Here is a 13,466-nt window from a genome sequence, read left to right on the forward strand (position 1 = left end):
ATCTCCAAATCTATTACATTTTCGTAAAGATTTGCTCTGAAAATTATTAGAGCATTGTGTTAGTGATGAGCTCTGCTAGTGCCTTAGCATCACCCTCTATTTCTTCCTGATTCTTGCCCTCAATCATAACTCGAACTAGTGGCTCTGTACCTGAAGGACGGATGAGTACGCGGCCCTCGCCTGCGAACTTAGCCTCAAGATTCTTGATTGCCTCAGCAATCTCAGGATACTCCATGTAGCTTTCCTTCTTATGGTTAGGCACCTTGGCATTAACAAGTGCCTGTGGAAGTACCTCCATAATAGAAGCAAGCTCTGAAAGAGACTTTCCTGTCTCAACTAATACTCTAAGAAGGTGAAGAGCTGATAAAAGGCCATCACCTGTTGTATTATCATCTAAGAAAATAACGTGACCACTCTGCTCGCCGCCGATATTGTAACCATTTGCAAGCATGTTCTCGAGAACGTATCTATCACCAACCTTTGTTGACTCAACATTGATTCCCTGTTCCTTAGCCATGAGAGTAAAGCCAAGATTGGTCATTACTGTAACTACACATGTATTCTTCTTAAGGATTCCCTTGTCCTTCATGTGCTTAGCGCAGATTGCCATAATCTGGTCGCCGTCAACAAGGCGTCCCTTCTCATCAACTGCAAGCATTCTATCTGCATCACCGTCAAAAGCAAGACCTAGCTTTGCATTTTCAGCAACAACGCGAGCCTTAAGCTCGTCCATGTGTGTACTGCCACAGTTGCTGTTGATGTTTGTTCCGTCTGGATTGTTGTGAATTGTAATAAGCTCAGCACCCATCTCAGAGAGACAAGCAACTGAAGTTCTGTATGAAGCACCCTCAGCACAGTCGATAACAATCTTCATTCCTGATAAATCCATAGGGACTGTGTTCTTGAGGAAGTCTACATACTCTCTACCAAGATCAAATCTGAAATCAATCTTACCAATCTCAGCACCTGTTGGGAGATTTACCCCCTTCATATCGCTTTCGATAAGCTCTTGAATCTCATCCTCAAGCTCATCAGAAAGCTTGAATCCATCGCCGTTAAAAAACTTGATTCCGTTGAACTCCATTGGGTTGTGGCTGGCAGAAATAACGACGCCGGCGTCAACCTTGTGCTTTCTAGTTAAATAAGCAATAGCTGGTGTTGGTAATACTCCAACATAAACTGCATTAGCTCCAACTGAGCAGATACCACTCATAAGAGCAGATGCAAGCATTGTACCTGAAATACGTGTGTCGCAACCAACGATGATTGTTGGCTGATGACTAGCCTCTTTTGTGAGTACGTATGCGCCAGCCTGTCCAAGCTGTCTAGCAAGGTCTATTGTAAGTTCTGAGCCAGCTACACCTCTGACTCCATCTGTTCCAAATAATCTTCCCATTTTCTAATAATCCTCTTTTGTTTAATTTTCAGCCGCCTCGTCTGAATCTTCTTTTTTCTCCTCAACCACATTTACTGTGACAGAGGTATTCTGGACTGTGATTCCATCTGGATTTTCAAACTGTAGGACAACGTTTTGACCGTCTCCTGCAGATAATCCTGAACAATCAATATAGCCCTTGATATCTGAAGCATTCAAAGCATCAATAGCTGACTGTGTACCGTAAACATTGACTGTAATCTTGTCAGTAGTCAATGTAGCGCTAAGGCCTTCCGGTACATCTCTAAGCTCAATATTGTCAGTGGCCACATGAGCTGTGCTGGCAACCTCTTCCTCCATCAATACATAGATGGTAACCTTTGATGATGTGCCCTCTGTAAGCTCTACACCCTCTGGTAGATATGAGCTAATATCAACTGTGGTCATAAATGATCCAGTAATATTTGATAGATTAATAACACTGTCTGGAATGGTTATGTTGGCAACGTTGTTAAGGGCGCTAGCCTCTCCAATAACCATCACCGATGACGGATCTGTCTTAATAGAGCCAAGCTTCAAATCAGCTGACAGTGTACCGCTTGTCTTGACAACAATATCAACTGTCTTCGTATTTACGAAGTGAACACTGACACCTACAGTTGAAACTGATAGAGTCAGTTCCTTAGCATCTACCAATTCTCCATCCTTGTCATAGAACTTAGGTATTACGCTCTCTGTAAAGTCCCCTGTAACTCCAGTAATATTTGCAGTAGCAACTACCTTTTCAATACTGTTGACGATTTCCTCTGGACCTGTAACAGTAAGAACTGTTGGACTGCATGTCACAGTCTCTACCTCTAGGTCTGTATCGGACTTGCCTGTTGTCTCTGCGTTAATTACAAATCTCTCTGTTATCTCATCCTCAAGCTCTACATATAGGTAGTTCTGCTTGCTCGAAATGGATACGCTGTTTGCGTATGACTTTGCGGAGATAGTAACAGGAATTCTCTCCTCGTTCTCTAAGTCCTTCATGTCTGCAACAGCATTAAAATCTGATGGCGAAAGCTTCTCAATAATGGAACGCTTAGCAGTAACTCTAAAGCTAACTGTGTTGACACCATCTTTTATCTCGTAAAGCTTACCAGCGTTTTTCAATACATCCGCATTAGTAACTGTAACAACCGAAGTAAATGTCCTAGTCTGTGTAGGATCGTCAATATTTACAACAACCAGCCAAAGTAAGAAGGCGAAGACAAAAGCTAAAATCTTCAGTCCTACGTCCTTGGTGAGGGCTTTTAATATTTTCTGCTTCATAACTATCCCTCCCTCTTTTCTGGCTCGATAACATTCTCTTCCTCATCTGGATTCTGGATGCGCTTTAACTCAGCAATAAGCTCATCTTCCTTAACATCTCGAACGATGCGTCCCTCACGAGCATAGGAAACAGTACCAGTCTCCTCAGAAACAACAATTGTAAGAGAATCAGAAACCTCGCTGATACCAACGGCGGCTCTATGTCTTGTTCCCAAATCCTTAGATAGTCCCATGTTGTCAGAAAGCGGTAAATAGCAGGTAGCAGATACCACTCTATCTCCTCTGACAATTACAGCACCATCATGAAGAGGTGTGTTCTTTTCAAATATGTTAATCAGAAGCTGTCTGGTAACAAGCGCATCAATGCTAATACCAGTGCGCTCAAACTCAGTCAGCTGCATGTCATTTTCTACTACAATAAGTGCTCCTGTTTTAACCGCACCCATCTCATAGCAGGCAGTAACCATGCTGACGATAGTGGTGTCGTCAAACTTCTTGGCACCCGTCTTCAGTAAATTCCACGTGAATATGGACTTAATCTTCCTGCGACCTATTTGTTCTAGGGCTCGTCTAAGCTCCGGCTGGAACACAACTATCAACACAGTGACAGCTACAGAGACCAGCTTTTCACCCAACCACAGGATGGTATTCATTTCAAAAATAGCGGCGAACACAAAAAAGATAAGGATGAAAATAACACCCCTTATCAGCATCCACACTCTACTATTTTTAATCCAAACTAGCAGGTGGTACATGAAATATGAAATTATAACAATCTCAATTATGTCTGTGATGTTAACATCTGGAAGCTTTACATTGAAATAATCATCGATGAAGGCATCAACAGCATTGACAAATTCGACCACTTATTCACTTCCTCACTACCCTTTCGGGTCATTGTTATATTTTTTTGATTTCTTTATCTTCCTCAACGATTCTAATCTTAGGAACTGCTGTTACATAGTAATAGTAGTCATCATCCTCGAACTGAACCTTTTCAATTCTAGAATAATCCAAATCAAGTACGAAGTAATTTAAAATCACTCCAACTATCAATACTAAAATGTTGCCTAAAATCAATCCTGGAATCTCTCCCTTTTGGCTGGTGAGAAGATAACCTGCAAGCATGATGACAAACTCAACAGCTACGCCAGTAACGTTTGCAATAATCCATGACATATTGATACTAGACTGACGCAAGAAATAGACAACCAAAAACATGGCTGCCATAGCTGCTAGGAAGAACCAAAACATTTTATTTTGGATCATCTGCTCTTTTATAAGTGAAATAGAATCAACCTCAACAGTCTCATCTATAATCGCTGTTACATTTGATTTGATTACATGCAAATAAAATGCCACTACTGAGCCGCAAATGATAGATGTAATCTCTGTGATATTTGACATAAGTCCTGCACCAAGTGACATAACGTATGGCGCGCCAAATGAATAGCAAATAGGAACTACTACCATATTGTAGGTATTCTTGCTTCTAAAATATGCACAAACGAGATATCCAATCACAATCAAGCCTAGTGCAACAAGTGCAATTCCTAAATCAAGAGACACCAAATCCACGAAAAGTACGGCCGAAAGCACAAAGGCTACGCCCTGGATTGGAAAGAAAGCACATACAATTGAAATTATAATTGAAACCCATAATTGACTAATAGGTTTATAGTGCCCGAAATTGTTGCTAATACATATAAGACCAACAAACGCCACAAGGGCATTCCATATTTTTACAAAAAGCATCTCTCGAGAAAGTACAAATCTTCTAATATCATCACGTATTCTAATAAAAGCGTTCATATATTCTTCCTTTAATCTATTCTTCGTAATCTCTTGCAAGTAACGGTTTGGTCTGCTGAGCCTCATCCTCATACAGATAGTTGAGCTTGTTGTATTTGGCTCCCAGTTCCTTAATCAATCGTCGTCCACGTCTGTAGTGTCTCTCTGCTCTCCTACGAACATTGTGAACATGTAAAATAATATAAGCTGCATATCCTAATAATCCTGCCAAAGCAATTATCAGCATATACATAGTGTTAAGATTCTCAATAGCATCGCTTATCAAATAGATAACGATAAGAGCAAATACAATACCGTAAATCAAAGTGCCAGCTAAGAATCCGCCCCAACCGTGAAGGGCTATGTACTCCTTCTTTGTGTACTTAAGCATCGGCTGATACTCTGGCCCCATTTCCTTCTCGAAAATAGCCATAGCAGTCATATGCCTAACTCTTTCTTCATTTATCATAATTATTATTCCCTTTTGTCTATACCTGTTGCAAATAGAAACATAGTTAATCAGACTGAGTATAGCATAAAATCAAGACAAAATAAAATACCTGTCGTAAGTAGCGACAGGTATTTGTAATTATCTCTATTTTTCCAAGAATCTCATTCTGTTTTCGCGCTTTGGCTTCTCTCTTGGAGCCTCTGGCATCTTTGGTTTTTCGATAGATTTTGCTAAGGCAGCTGCTGTGTTATTCTTGCAGCTCTCGCAATATTTACCAGTTTTGATTGTAGTTCCACAAATCTCGCATTCGATACCTACAGGAGAATCATCTGCAAACTGCAATCTCTCCTCACGGATCCACTGCTTAATCTGAGATGTAGTAACATTATTAGCCTCAGCAATTTCCGGAATATTTGAGCGAGGATTCTCACGAATGTATTCTTTTACCTCCTGAAACTTCTTCTCTACCTCTTCCCTACATGCCGGGCAGATATTTGGTCCTCCAAGGTAATTAAAAAGTCTTCCGCAGTTTCTACAGTTACGAACTTCCATAGGTGATACCTCCTGTTAATCAATCACATTCTTCCGATGCAAATGCAAAGACTGTATATTTCAGTTATGCCCCCACCTTTTAATGCTTTTGATACTTCGTCAATTGTTGTGCCAGTTGTATAAATATCATCAACTACTAACACTTTTCTAAATTGTACAATATTTTCCGGCACTTTGAAAGCATTTAACAGATTTTTCTTTCTTTTTGCGCCCCTCAGCTGCTTCATCGCCACAGTATCTCTTTCACGTCTAATAATATCCCTTGAAACCGGAATTCCTAATAGCTTGCCTAGCTCTGTCGCAAACACTTCCGCCTGATTATATCCACGCCTTTTCATCTTCTGTTTGTACATTGGCACAGGAACAATTGCTTCTATTTCATTATTTTTTATCCATTTGCCATATTTCTTTGCTGCATACTTTGCAAAAAGCTTTCCGCTGCACCTTTTATTACCATATTTGAATAGGTACATACTCTTCTTAATTGGGCCTTCATACACAAATACTCCCTTATTCTGCGTAAAATAATGATTCTGACCTACACATTGTTCACATAATTCTTCAACCCCGTCCTCTATGGGTTTTCCGCATTTTAAGCAGGAATTATCGTCAACCAGTTTCACTCCCTTTAGACAACCACGGCAAAAGCCCAATTCTTTTTCTATTTTCAATAAAACTTTACCGCAGGACATACATTGTTTTGGGTACAATAACCCTACGGCTGAGTTTATAATTATCTTTAAAAGCCTAGTCATTTATACTCCTTATTTGACTTATTAATGGTTTATTAATAAAATTGATTTCTAATAAAGAAGGAAAATAAAAGGATTATTATGAAAAAAAGAATAATAAGTGTTCTTTTGGTAGGGCTACTAGCCGTAGGACTTATCGCCTGCCAAAACAACTCTAATAAAGAACCTGAAAATGATAATAACGAAGAGTCTACATCTGAAGACTTCGTATATAATATAGCAGCATGTCTTTCAGAAGACAATGACTACAACAGAAATCTTTTAAAAGGTTTCGAAGATTGTGTAGGTGATTACCTTGGTGCAGACCATATCAATGTAACTGTTTACACCACTTCAGAGGATATGGCCAGCGATGATGTTGTTAAAAAGGCTTTAGCAACTAATCCTGATATGATTTTTACAGCCGGCAAGGCTACACTCACTTCAGCCACTACAGCTACTGAGGCTATTCCGATTGTTGCTACAGGCATTGTTGATTTCAAGGGAACCCTTAGAATCACAAGTCTCGATGGCAAGTCATGGGATAAGACCACAGGACGCAATGTTACTGGTGTCAGCAGTAAGCCTTCTATCGTAGATCAAGTTTCACTTATGATTGAATCCACTAAGGATTTACAGACAGTTGGTATTTTATTCTCACCGGAAGACACAGATGCCATCTATCAGAATGAGATTTTTGAATCATACTTAGATCAGGCCGGCATCCCATGGAAGGAATATTTAATTCCAGCCAGCGACAGTGCAATCGGAGGCGCTGAGGATCAGAACTCCACAGCACTTACACCTAGCAAGTACACTGCATATTCGGCTAAGACTGGTATTGACGATACAGTAATAACACTTGGAGATGACTCTATTTTAGGACTTAATTCACCTTCTTCTACTAGAGTTGCCGAGCAGTCTGCCTTCTGGACAGGTGGCAAGACCACAGCAGGACGTACTTTAGCCGATGAGGCAGAGATTGCTGAGGAAGAGGAGCCAGAAGAATCTGAAGAAAGTGAATCTGAGGAGGAACCTACACTTGAGAGCCGTATTCAGGAGGCTTGCGATGAGTGTTCTGTCATCTACATTCCTTTCGGCAGCATTCTCACCGACCAGATGGACGTCATCGGTTCCATCACTACCGAATCTCAGGTAGTTGTTGTAGCAGGCGATACCACAATCGCTGACAATGCATTGGTCACACTTTTCACTGATCCATATTCACTTGGATATCAGGCAGGTAAAAAGGCCGTTAGAGTATTTAACGGAGATGATATTGCAACCATCAAGATTTCCAACGGAGATTCTGATGATGATGTAAAGCTTTACAACGGAGATATTGCTGAGAAATATGGAATTGAGTTCCCTAAGTCATTCAGCGAGTTAAAAGATTTTCTTAGTACATATGAATACGGAAGCTCTACCACCCGTCATTCAGAATCTGAAGAGGAATAGACATGATTTTACATGTTATCAAATCAAATATTTACTCTGGTGCCGAAAATGTAGTGTGCCAGATTATAAAGGGTCTCTCAGGACGTGAGGAGTTTGTGTATATGGCTCCCCATGGTCCCATCGAGGACAAGCTTAGATCTATAGGGCTTATCAATTGTTATCGTGGCATTGATAAGCTTTCTGTTTATGAAATTAAAAAGGCCGTAGAAGAGTTGCACCCAGATGTTGTTCACGCACACGATTTTACAGCCAGTGTGCTCTGTGGCATCGCCCTAAAGGGTAAGGTTCCTGTTATTTCACATTTACACTGCAACCCGCTTTGGCTTAAAAACCCACTTCACCCTAAGTCATTTTCATATTATTTCGCTAATAAATGGTACGCACATATTATTACAGTATCAGACTCTATAGCAGAGGAATACTGCTATGCCAGCAAGTTAAAATGTCCTATTACTACAATGGGTAATCCATTTTCCACTGAGGCAGTATTAAAGGCTGCATCAGAAGAACCGGACAGTGATATAAATTCCGACTTATTATATGTAGGCCGTTTTAATCAAGCTAAGAACCCACTTGGCGCAATCAAGATATTCGAGAGCCTCCCAGACAAGGATTCTCTCATATTTAGGATGGTTGGTAACGGAGAGCTTCTTGATGAATGCAAGGAGTATGTTTCTTCCCATGGTCTTTCAGACCAGATCATTTTTGAGGGCTACCAGGAAAATGTTTATAAATACATGAATAAAACAAAAGTACTTCTTATGCCATCTATCTTCGAGGGATTCGGACTTGTAGCCTTAGAGGCAATGACCTTGGGTAAGCCTGTTGTCTGCTCAGGTGTGGGAGGACTTACCGATATAGTAAATGATTCCTGCGGTTATATATGTAATGATATTAAATCCTATGGAGATTCCATTTCAGAGCTTCTTAGGGATGCATCAATTTATTCATCAAAATCTGATGGCGCTATCAGACAGGCTCAGGCCTTTGATAATAGCAATGCATACTGTGACCAGCTTTATGGCATATATCAGAACTTAAAATAGTATCTTTTTGCCAGTCCTTTATGGGCTGGCTTTTTTTCGCTTTTAAGACCTTTGTCGCAACTTATTGTGCAATTATCAGATAATATCTCTAAATCTAGTGGGTTTTCAAACACCTTGACATGTGGTATTATTATTATAACTATAAGTATAACTTAAGCTATCTATGTCCCGGATTAGACAAAGGATTGTCGAACGTTTTAAAATTCATGGAAGAAAGGAGGGGCGTCTTATGTCACGCATAGATACTGCGTATAATTACTTTATGACCACCTATGGCGACAACATAGGTTCAAGGTACGAATCCCATAAGAAGAGTGAATTACGCGATACCTACAACAAAATAGTGAAAGCCAACAAAGAATCCCCTCTGTACAAGATCAAGGATTCCGAGGATATAGGCCAGTTTGCGATTGATATCAAGGAGCATGCTAATTCCATTGCATTGTCAATCTCTAACTTGACTGCCAATGGCGAGGATATCTCTTCTGTTTTAGATAAGAGGATTGCTAATTCTTCTCAGCCAGAGTCAGTTGATGTAGTTTATGTTGGAGATTCTTCTGATGATGCGGAGGATTTTGAAATCCAGGTTAATAATCTAGCTCAGCCACAGATTAACCGTGGCAATTACCTACCACCTGATGGTCATAGCTTCGAAGAGGGCCAGTATTCATTTGATTTGGATATTCGCAATCATTCTTACGAGTTCCAGTTCAATGTCAATCGAGGCGAGACAAATTTATCAGTCCAGGATAAGATTATCAGATTGTTAAATACATCAGACGTTGGCCTTAAGGCCAGCCTGATTACCAATAGCCAAAAGGCCAACGCTATTGAGATTTCATCTAAGGCCACCGGACTTAATGATGACAAGGAATTATTGTTTGATATTTCCTCTAACATCTCATGGCGCGAGCTTAACACACTTGGAATCGACAATATACTTCAGAAGCCATCTAATTCTGACTTTAAATTAAACGGAGTATCTCATCAGTCGGTTTCCAATACATTCACAGTCAATAAGACCTATGAGTTGACCATGAAAAAGCCTAGCAATGGACCTGTCAATATAGGACTTATGAACGACACAGAGGCTCTTTCAACAGGTGTTAACCAGCTTCTATTTAGCTACAATGGCATGATAGATGTAGGACTTAGATATACTAGCGGACATCAGAATCGCGCACTTTTCAATGAGATTTCTTCTATTGGCCGCAACATGGCAGGACGACTTGCTGTAATTGGAATAGACGCCGATTCACTTGGCCATCTGTCACTTGATAGTTCTACACTTACTGATGCTATCAACAGTGGTAATCGTGAGGAAGCATTTGCCACTCTCAACGAGTTCAAGGCAGTCATCCGTAGTGCAGCCACCAAGGCATCTATCAACCCGATGCAGTACGTTGACAAGGCTATTGTAGAATACAAAAATCCTGGCAAGACCCTAGCAGCACCTTACGCTACCAGCGCCTACTCAGGAATGATGTGTAATTACGGATTATAAACATATATAAAGAAAAGAGGAACGACGTAAGTCATTCCTCTTTTTTATTTCATACTATCTAGAGCCTTTTTAATATTTTCCATTGTAATCTCATCTACCGTCTGTGCTAAGGATTCAGATAACTCACTATCTTCGTAAAAATAGCCTTCCATACTTTCATCGCCAGTTTCATAATGGAATATCAAAACATTATCTTCACCTTTATGGTCCGTTCCAACTATTATTAAATCTGTGGTCCCATCCGAATTATAATCATATGCTTCCATATCCCTTACTTTATATATATCATTTATAATTTCGTTGTCATCTGTATATTCATGGAGTAATAATCTGTCGAATTTCTTTCCACTATTAACGACATATATAAATGACTCATTAGGGAAATCTTCCAAATTATCATAAACATAAAAATTTGTAGTGCCTTTAAGCTCAGGCATATCCACCTCATATGCCACATCTAAATTACTTCCTGAGGCCCAATCAAATATGTTTGAAACAAACTTATAGCTATCTTTTTCCTTTTTGAATGTAACATCTCTAGGTGGAAAAACAACCTCAGACCAGTTATCACCTTCAACTACCTCTACATGAACCTTGTACAAATCGCCTTCCTTTGTGCCTGAAACACATTTGTATTTACCGCACAAGCTCTTAATCTCTGATGGATCATCTTTTATAAATTCTATAGTTTCTTCAATATCTTTAATTTCACTTTCAGTATCAAATTCAGAGTTTAAATACTCTATGTAGAAATTCGGCTGATACTCATTAAAATCATTTTCTATGCTTGCTAGCTCTTCCTTAGAAAGCTCAACTGTTGTTTCATTATCTTTTGCAGTGGTAGGAGTATTGCCACAACCAATCAAAGACAACAACAACCCAATTACCACAATTACTTTTTTCTTCATAACTACTATTCCCTTTCTTGTAAAACTAAATGATGCCTCTATATTGATCTAAAGCCAAAGTAAATTCGAAATTGTCCATTACACATCATTATAAGGATTATCTTTTAAAATTATATCTTCTTTTTCAAAATCTTCCCCGAACTGTGAAAAACCCTCTATTTCTTTTGCAAATAAAGCTCTATATTTTATATTATCTAAAACCTTAACACGATAACCCCATATCCATTGCGATTATCGTGTCCACTTTTATAGGGTAGCACCATTATACAATCTAGTATTTCTTAATCAGTTCCCTAATTTTTGCTTCTTTTTCTTCATTACTATATTTCATCCATTTTTTGTGTGTTATTTCTGGAAGATCTACTTCAATTATAGATTCTGGTTCAGCCAAAACTTTTTCGAATGAATGCTCGCCGCATAAATCGCATTTTCTCTTTCCATTAAATATTACTGGCGTTCCATCTATTTCATCACAAGCTATATAAAAAATAGAATCAACGATATCATATAAATCGGTATTAACAAGCTTTTCGGATTCAATAACATTCTTTGTTAAATCAACAAATTCTGTATACGCCTCATCTTCCAACATATTTATATAGGCATATTTCTTGCCATAACTGTACAATACTAACCGCTCGCCATAAGCAAAGTCATCTAAATACAAAAAAGCATTTCTTGTTTCGCATGTAATACACTTTACAATTTCTCTTCTGATTTTTTTCAATTGTCCTACTCCCATATAAAATAGATGTACTTAGGTGCTAGTTCAGAATCCACGAAAATCCCAGCGTGATTTCATTAATTTGTTTTGCTTTATAAAGAAAAACCAACTATTCCACAGCTATTTCTCGAAATGACATTCCAGTACAATTATTTAGCTCAATAGTTTTCTTGAAAGTTTCGGATACAAAAATCGGAACCTGTTGCCAATTATCAAGTTTAAATATATCTGCGCCATCAGTTTTATCTTCATATATTCCATACTTACTTACACTATATATCATACCCTTTCCTTCAATATAAGTCTCAAAATAATCAGATTTATCAAGACATAGAGCATCCACAACTTTAATTATATTTGCAATACAATACTTTTTCTCAGTATTCACTCCTTTAATATCATATATGCTAACATCAATAAACTGAATATCAGAGTTCATTTTTTGTAACAAAGACTTGAATCTTTCTGATACGATAAACCATCCTTTATCATTTGCAAGATAATCAGTCCAAACACTACCTTCCTCTTCATCATAATAAAAGGTAATATTTGATATTTCGGAATAAAATTCTCCTGTTACAAAAGTATTCAACCCAATCTCAGAGCAGTTCTTACAATGAAGAACCACATCATTTTCTCTGGTCATATCCATGCCTAATTTATAGTAATGCATTAGTGTTCTCCTTTTCTCCAATATTCTTTATATAGCATATCTGGATTATCTATTATTTCTGTTTTCATTTGCTCATATAATTTAAGAAAAACATCCTTATCCCCTTGAGCTACAATATCATATTGACGCATTCTGTCTAACACATAATCATGATATTCGTTAGGATGCCGACCTTGATGCGGCATATACTCCTTGTTCCATGCATCATCTAAATCTAATCCATATTTTTTTGCTATCTCCTCAAACTGTGGTGTGTAAGTCTTATTTTTGTTTGTAGCAAAATGATGTAGTTGTTCTGGCTTCGTACCGCCTCCACCTTCAACACCATTCACCACTTCTCCAGTCTCTTCAACAACCACTTCCGGACTATCGACAGCAGCCAATTCCGCATTCTCATTAGCCACAACCTCTGCTGTATTACGAGATGCTGCTGCAGCTTGCATATAATAAGCTCCTGCAATGAAGGCTCCTGCTATTCATGCATTGATTAATGCTTGTTTGTAGTCAATATCATATGCAGCCTCATCATTTAAGATATTAGCACGAATAGCTAGCTTTACAATGTTCTATTTATAAAAGGCACTCTTAACAAATCTGCCAGGAGTGCCTCTATATAATATCTTTCTAAGTGATTGTATTAAGTTTGATTAAATAATTAAAAACATACGAAATCATTCATTAGTGATTCATCAAATTATTTCCACCGTTTATATATTTCTGCTAATTCTAATAATCCCAGACCTAATTCATCAGTAAAATCCCAAGAATCAACTATTATTCTAGGATAGTTCAATGGTAAACATTTATTATTCATCATTTTTTCAAGTTCTTCTAATATATTTCTTAATTGTGTATAATCCTTTGTACTCTTTCCATTTTTAGCATTTTCCATTTCCTTTTTAATTTGTTGTTGAATATCCATATTTTTTTTCTTATACT

The 13,466-nt window shown here is 38.3% G+C and carries 15 protein-coding genes; 3 read left to right on the plus strand and 12 right to left on the minus strand.

Annotation, left to right across the window (positions count from 1 at the left end; all coding sequences use genetic code 11):
* Positions 1-46: 46 nt before the first annotated feature.
* The 7 genes from glmM to BLP50_RS10235 all read right to left on the minus strand — a co-directional run bounded on the left by glmM (position 47) and on the right by BLP50_RS10235 (position 6,238).
* A complete protein-coding gene (gene glmM, locus BLP50_RS10205; RefSeq protein ID WP_090154355.1) occupies positions 47-1,396 on the minus strand; it encodes a phosphoglucosamine mutase in 1,350 nt (449 codons plus the stop codon).
* A gap of 21 nt (positions 1,397-1,417) precedes the next feature.
* Positions 1,418-2,689 (minus strand): CdaR family protein, encoded by a 1,272-nt coding sequence (locus tag BLP50_RS10210; protein ID WP_090154358.1) that lies wholly within the window; start codon positions 2,687-2,689, stop codon positions 1,418-1,420.
* A gap of 2 nt (positions 2,690-2,691) precedes the next feature.
* A complete protein-coding gene (gene cdaA / locus BLP50_RS10215) occupies positions 2,692-3,555 on the minus strand; it encodes a diadenylate cyclase CdaA (RefSeq protein WP_242869256.1) in 864 nt (287 codons plus the stop codon).
* 34 nt (positions 3,556-3,589) lie between these two features.
* The gene (locus tag BLP50_RS10220; RefSeq protein WP_090154360.1) at positions 3,590-4,501 is read right to left on the minus strand and encodes a hypothetical protein; all 912 of its coding nucleotides are present in this window, start codon (positions 4,499-4,501) and stop codon (positions 3,590-3,592) included.
* A gap of 16 nt (positions 4,502-4,517) precedes the next feature.
* Entirely contained in the window at positions 4,518-4,949 is a 432-nt protein-coding gene (locus tag BLP50_RS10225; protein WP_143001142.1) for a hypothetical protein, read from the minus strand.
* Positions 4,950-5,075: 126 nt separating this feature from the next.
* Positions 5,076-5,483, minus strand: coding sequence for a flagellar protein (locus tag BLP50_RS10230; RefSeq protein WP_143001143.1), 408 nt, complete (start codon positions 5,481-5,483; stop codon positions 5,076-5,078).
* A gap of 23 nt (positions 5,484-5,506) precedes the next feature.
* Positions 5,507-6,238 (minus strand): ComF family protein, encoded by a 732-nt coding sequence (locus BLP50_RS10235; RefSeq protein WP_090154365.1) that lies wholly within the window; start codon positions 6,236-6,238, stop codon positions 5,507-5,509.
* 78 nt (positions 6,239-6,316) lie between these two features.
* Between BLP50_RS10235 and BLP50_RS10240 the strand changes: the two genes are divergently transcribed.
* The 3 genes from BLP50_RS10240 to BLP50_RS10250 all read left to right on the plus strand — a co-directional run bounded on the left by BLP50_RS10240 (position 6,317) and on the right by BLP50_RS10250 (position 10,222).
* Entirely contained in the window at positions 6,317-7,672 is a 1,356-nt protein-coding gene (locus BLP50_RS10240) for an ABC transporter substrate-binding protein (protein ID WP_090154367.1), read from the plus strand.
* Between the two features lie 2 nt (positions 7,673-7,674).
* The gene (locus BLP50_RS10245; protein WP_090154369.1) at positions 7,675-8,718 is read left to right on the plus strand and encodes a glycosyltransferase; all 1,044 of its coding nucleotides are present in this window, start codon (positions 7,675-7,677) and stop codon (positions 8,716-8,718) included.
* Between the two features lie 229 nt (positions 8,719-8,947).
* A complete protein-coding gene (locus tag BLP50_RS10250; protein ID WP_090154371.1) occupies positions 8,948-10,222 on the plus strand; it encodes a hypothetical protein in 1,275 nt (424 codons plus the stop codon).
* Between the two features lie 44 nt (positions 10,223-10,266).
* On the opposite strand, the gene BLP50_RS10255 is transcribed toward BLP50_RS10250, so the two are convergent.
* The 5 genes from BLP50_RS10255 to BLP50_RS10275 all read right to left on the minus strand — a co-directional run.
* Complete coding sequence (locus BLP50_RS10255; RefSeq protein ID WP_090154373.1) at positions 10,267-11,130, minus strand: hypothetical protein; 864 nt, start codon at positions 11,128-11,130, stop codon at positions 10,267-10,269.
* A 271-nt stretch (positions 11,131-11,401) separates the two neighbouring features.
* Positions 11,402-11,857, minus strand: coding sequence for a hypothetical protein (locus tag BLP50_RS10260; RefSeq protein ID WP_090154376.1), 456 nt, complete (start codon positions 11,855-11,857; stop codon positions 11,402-11,404).
* Between the two features lie 106 nt (positions 11,858-11,963).
* Positions 11,964-12,527 (minus strand): imm11 family protein, encoded by a 564-nt coding sequence (locus BLP50_RS10265; protein ID WP_090154379.1) that lies wholly within the window; start codon positions 12,525-12,527, stop codon positions 11,964-11,966.
* Positions 12,527-12,970, minus strand: coding sequence for an AHH domain-containing protein (locus BLP50_RS10270; protein WP_090154381.1), 444 nt, complete (start codon positions 12,968-12,970; stop codon positions 12,527-12,529). The genes BLP50_RS10265 and BLP50_RS10270 overlap by 1 nt, the downstream gene beginning before the upstream one ends.
* A 251-nt stretch (positions 12,971-13,221) precedes the next feature.
* Positions 13,222-13,466: hypothetical protein (locus tag BLP50_RS10275; RefSeq protein ID WP_207645741.1), on the minus strand; the 245-nt coding region annotated here is incomplete at its 5' end.

Source organism: Pseudobutyrivibrio sp. AR14 (assembly GCF_900101325.1).
Lineage (GTDB): Bacteria > Bacillota > Clostridia > Lachnospirales > Lachnospiraceae > Pseudobutyrivibrio.

Bases quoted from the DNA above. Each gene is read 5' to 3' on its own strand.
- BLP50_RS10220 (WP_090154360.1), bottom strand. From the start codon at position 4,501: ATGAACGCTTTTATTAGAATACGTGATGATATTAGAAGATTTGTACTT.
- BLP50_RS10245 (WP_090154369.1), top strand. From the start codon at position 7,675: ATGATTTTACATGTTATCAAATCAAATATTTACTCTGGTGCCGAAAAT.
- BLP50_RS10230 (WP_143001143.1), bottom strand. From the start codon at position 5,483: ATGGAAGTTCGTAACTGTAGAAACTGCGGAAGACTTTTTAATTACCTT.
- BLP50_RS10265 (WP_090154379.1), bottom strand. From the start codon at position 12,527: ATGCATTACTATAAATTAGGCATGGATATGACCAGAGAAAATGATGTG.
- BLP50_RS10210 (WP_090154358.1), bottom strand. From the start codon at position 2,689: ATGAAGCAGAAAATATTAAAAGCCCTCACCAAGGACGTAGGACTGAAG.
- BLP50_RS10270 (WP_090154381.1), bottom strand. From the start codon at position 12,970: ATGCAAGCTGCAGCAGCATCTCGTAATACAGCAGAGGTTGTGGCTAAT.
- BLP50_RS10255 (WP_090154373.1), bottom strand. From the start codon at position 11,130: ATGAAGAAAAAAGTAATTGTGGTAATTGGGTTGTTGTTGTCTTTGATT.
- BLP50_RS10240 (WP_090154367.1), top strand. From the start codon at position 6,317: ATGAAAAAAAGAATAATAAGTGTTCTTTTGGTAGGGCTACTAGCCGTA.
- BLP50_RS10235 (WP_090154365.1), bottom strand. From the start codon at position 6,238: ATGACTAGGCTTTTAAAGATAATTATAAACTCAGCCGTAGGGTTATTG.
- BLP50_RS10250 (WP_090154371.1), top strand. From the start codon at position 8,948: ATGTCACGCATAGATACTGCGTATAATTACTTTATGACCACCTATGGC.
- BLP50_RS10225 (WP_143001142.1), bottom strand. From the start codon at position 4,949: ATGATAAATGAAGAAAGAGTTAGGCATATGACTGCTATGGCTATTTTC.
- glmM (WP_090154355.1), bottom strand. From the start codon at position 1,396: ATGGGAAGATTATTTGGAACAGATGGAGTCAGAGGTGTAGCTGGCTCA.